At 42.5% G+C, this 3,355-nt stretch carries 3 protein-coding genes; 2 read left to right on the top strand and 1 reads right to left on the bottom strand.

What is annotated here, in order from left to right; genetic code table 11:
* Nucleotides 1-25 precede the first annotated feature (25 nt).
* On the top strand, nucleotides 26-2,026 hold the full coding sequence (locus tag Q0L68_RS18410) for a urocanate hydratase (protein WP_296705718.1): 2,001 nt from the start codon (nucleotides 26-28) through the stop codon (nucleotides 2,024-2,026).
* Between the two features lie 6 nt (nucleotides 2,027-2,032).
* On the top strand, nucleotides 2,033-2,995 hold the full coding sequence (gene hutG / locus Q0L68_RS18405) for a formimidoylglutamase (protein ID WP_296705717.1): 963 nt from the start codon (nucleotides 2,033-2,035) through the stop codon (nucleotides 2,993-2,995).
* Between the two features lie 139 nt (nucleotides 2,996-3,134).
* On the opposite strand, the gene Q0L68_RS18400 is transcribed toward hutG, so the two are convergent.
* On the bottom strand, nucleotides 3,135-3,355 hold a 221-nt coding region (locus Q0L68_RS18400; RefSeq protein WP_296705716.1), incomplete at its 5' end, for a hypothetical protein.

Raw genomic sequence — 3,355 nt, 5'->3', positions numbered from 1 at the left:
TTCGAAGCCAATTAATATTCATACCATGGACTTTAAAACCCAACTAATCACAGGCATTCCTAATACCCTTCCAGCAGAGAAAATGCAGGATCCTAAATTGAGTCATGCTCCCAAACGAAAAAACAGTTTAAGTCTTGACGAAAAGCGCTTGGCAGTAAGCAATGCCTTGCGATATTTCCCAAAAGATTGGCACCAATTACTTGCAGCTGAATTTTTAAAAGAATTGGAAGATTACGGCAGAATCTATATGTATCGATTTCAGCCAGATTATGAAATGTTTGCAAGACCTATTGCCGATTATCCTTCAAAATCCAAGCAAGCGGCAGCAATTATGCTGATGATTCAGAATAATTTAGACCCAGCCGTTGCACAACATCCTCAGGAATTAATCACCTATGGTGGAAATGGTGCCGTCTTCCAAAATTGGGCACAATACTTACTTACGATGAGCTATCTCGCTCAAATGACGGAGGATCAGACCTTGCATCTTTATTCTGGACATCCAATGGGGCTTTTCCCTTCTTCGAAAAATGCACCACGAGTGGTGGTCACGAATGGAATGATGATTCCAAATTATTCCCAGCCAGATGATTGGGAGAAATTCAATGCACTTGGGGTCACCCAATATGGACAGATGACAGCAGGATCATTTATGTACATTGGCCCGCAAGGGATAGTCCATGGTACGACGATCACAGTGATGAACGCTTTCCGAAAAAAGTTAAAACTAGGAGAAAGCCCGAATGGAAAAATATTTTTGACAGCAGGTTTAGGCGGCATGAGTGGCGCCCAGCCAAAAGCAGGGAATATTGCTGGATGTATTACAATATGCGCAGAAGTAAATCCTAATGCCGCACGAAAGCGATTCAACCAAGGTTGGGTAGATGAGTTGGTTGAAAATCTGGATGAACTGGTATCTCGAACTAAAACGGCCAAAGAAACCAAAGAAGTGGTATCCATCGCTTTCATTGGGAATATTGTAGAAGTCTGGGAGCGGTTTGATGAAGAAAATATATTTGTGGAATTAGGCTCGGATCAAACTTCCCTTCACAACCCTTGGGCTGGAGGTTATTATCCTGTGGGCTTAAGTTTCGAGGAATCCAATGCCTTGATGGCAGCAGATCCTGTACAATTTAAAACTAAGGTTCAGGAAAGTCTTCGAAGACAAGTTGCTTCTATCAATCGTCATGTAACAAAAGGAACCTATTTCTTCGATTATGGAAATGCCTTTTTACTGGAATCCTCACGTGCTGGGGCGGAAGTGATGGCAGAAAATGGAATTGATTTTAGATACCCATCTTATGTTCAAGATATTTTGGGACCAATGTGCTTCGATTATGGATTTGGCCCTTTTCGATGGGTTTGCACGTCGGGAGATGCGCTGGATTTGCAAAAAACAGATCAGATTGCTGCTAAAGTTTTGAAAGAAATCAAATCCAATTCCCCAGCCTCTATCCAGCAGCAAATGCAAGACAACATCACTTGGATCGAGGAAGCAGAGCAAAACAAACTTGTAGTAGGTTCAAAAGCCAGGATTCTATACGCCGATGCTGAAGGCAGGGCTAAAATCGCAGAAGCTTTTAACCAAGCGATCCAAACTGGCGAAATTTCTGCACCAATTGTTTTGGGGAGAGACCATCACGATGTCAGTGGAACGGATTCCCCTTTCCGAGAGACGAGCAACATATACGATGGAAGCCGATTCACCGCTGACATGGCTATTCAAAATGTCATCGGAGATAGTTTTCGAGGAGCTACTTGGGTTTCTATTCACAATGGAGGCGGAGTCGGCTGGGGTGAAGTCATCAATGGCGGATTTGGAATGGTTCTGGATGGCTCCGTTGAAGCTTCGGAAAAATTAAAAAGCATGCTATTTTACGATGTCAATAATGGAATTGCTAGAAGAGCATGGGCAAGAAACCCAGGTTCACAAGAAGCCATCCAACGCGAAATGGACCGGAGTCCCAATTTAAAAGTGACCATGGCTAACTTAGTAGAAGAAGCTATTTTAGATCAACTTTTCTAAAAAAACATGACTCAACTCCATCAAAACCCAGATCCCTCCTTATGGACAGGAAGAAAAGCTGAATCCATCCAATACTGGCATCAGGCACTAATTGCATTAAATGATTTAGCAATAGACGATGATCAATCAGTCCGAAAAATAGGAGTTTTAGGCTATGCTGGAGAGGAAGGCGTCCGACGAAACCAAGGAAGATTAGGGACTGCTGAAGGTGCAAATGCGATACGAAAAGTGATGGGAGGATTAGCATTTCACCTAAAAGAAAATTCCAAAATCTTTGATTATGGTACTATTTCAACCGTTTCTGAGGAGATGGAGGCAAGTCATGATTTGATTTCGGAAACTGTTTGTAAGCTGCTCCACTCGAAGCATTTCCCAATTCTTTTAGGAGGTGGACATGATTTAGCGTTGGCTCATGGAAGAGGGATCTATCAGTATTTGGAGTCTAAAAATGAAAAGCTTGGAATCATCAACTTGGACGCACATTTTGATCTCAGACAATTGGCAAATGGGCAAGGACATTCTGGATCGCCGTTTTACCAACTCAGCCAAGAGTTCCCTACTCAATTTCATTACCTCTGTCTGGGAATTCAACGGGCTGCGAATCCCCGATCGCTTTTTGAAACAGCCGATCAAGTGAATGCCAAGTGGATGGCTATGGAGGATTTCCGAATGAATAATTGGGAAGTCATTCAGGAGAAAATTCTTTGGTTTTTAGACTCGGTCAATAAAGTATACTTAAGCATTGACCTTGATGGATTCTCTTCCGCATTTGCACCAGGAGTATCCGCACCCTCGCCCATGGGATTTAGTCCGGACATTGCTTTCAAAGTATTTGAATTAATTGCCTCAAGCAAAAAACTGATTTCAATTGATGTAGTCGAATTGAACCCCAAATACGACCAAGATCAAGCTACTGCAAGATTGGCAGCAAGGTGTATCGAATACCTAGCACGAAAGATTTTCGGTTGAATATTTATAAAATCTCCACAGTTTGAGACTCCCCATGCTCAAACTCTATTAATAAAGAAATTCTCCTTTTTCAAAAGTGAATTGGTGTTTTGAATTTTTCGAAGAGAATTCTGGGCCATTCCTTCTTCGAAATGACAGCTCAAAGATTGATTGCTTCCCAAAGTATCTCCACAGGATGTTTGGCTTTTCTGCCTGTCCCATCGGCAATCTGATGTCTGCAAGAAGTCCCAGGGGCTGCGATGATTGTTTCAGCGTCTGCCTTTCTTACGGCAGGAAATAGCACCAACTCCCCTACTTGCTGAGAAACTTCATAATGTTCAGCCTCGTATCCAAAACTTCCAGCCATACCACAGCAACCAC

Origin of the sequence: Algoriphagus sp., from assembly GCF_024642405.1 — a bacterium.
GTDB lineage: Bacteria > Bacteroidota > Bacteroidia > Cytophagales > Cyclobacteriaceae > Algoriphagus.
The sequence above is the reverse complement of the archived record's forward strand: the minus strand, read 5'-3'. Positions and strand labels throughout refer to the sequence as shown.

Bases quoted from the DNA above. Each gene is read 5' to 3' on its own strand.
- Q0L68_RS18410 (WP_296705718.1), top strand. From the start codon at position 26: ATGGACTTTAAAACCCAACTAATCACAGGCATTCCTAATACCCTTCCA.
- hutG (WP_296705717.1), top strand. From the start codon at position 2,033: ATGACTCAACTCCATCAAAACCCAGATCCCTCCTTATGGACAGGAAGA.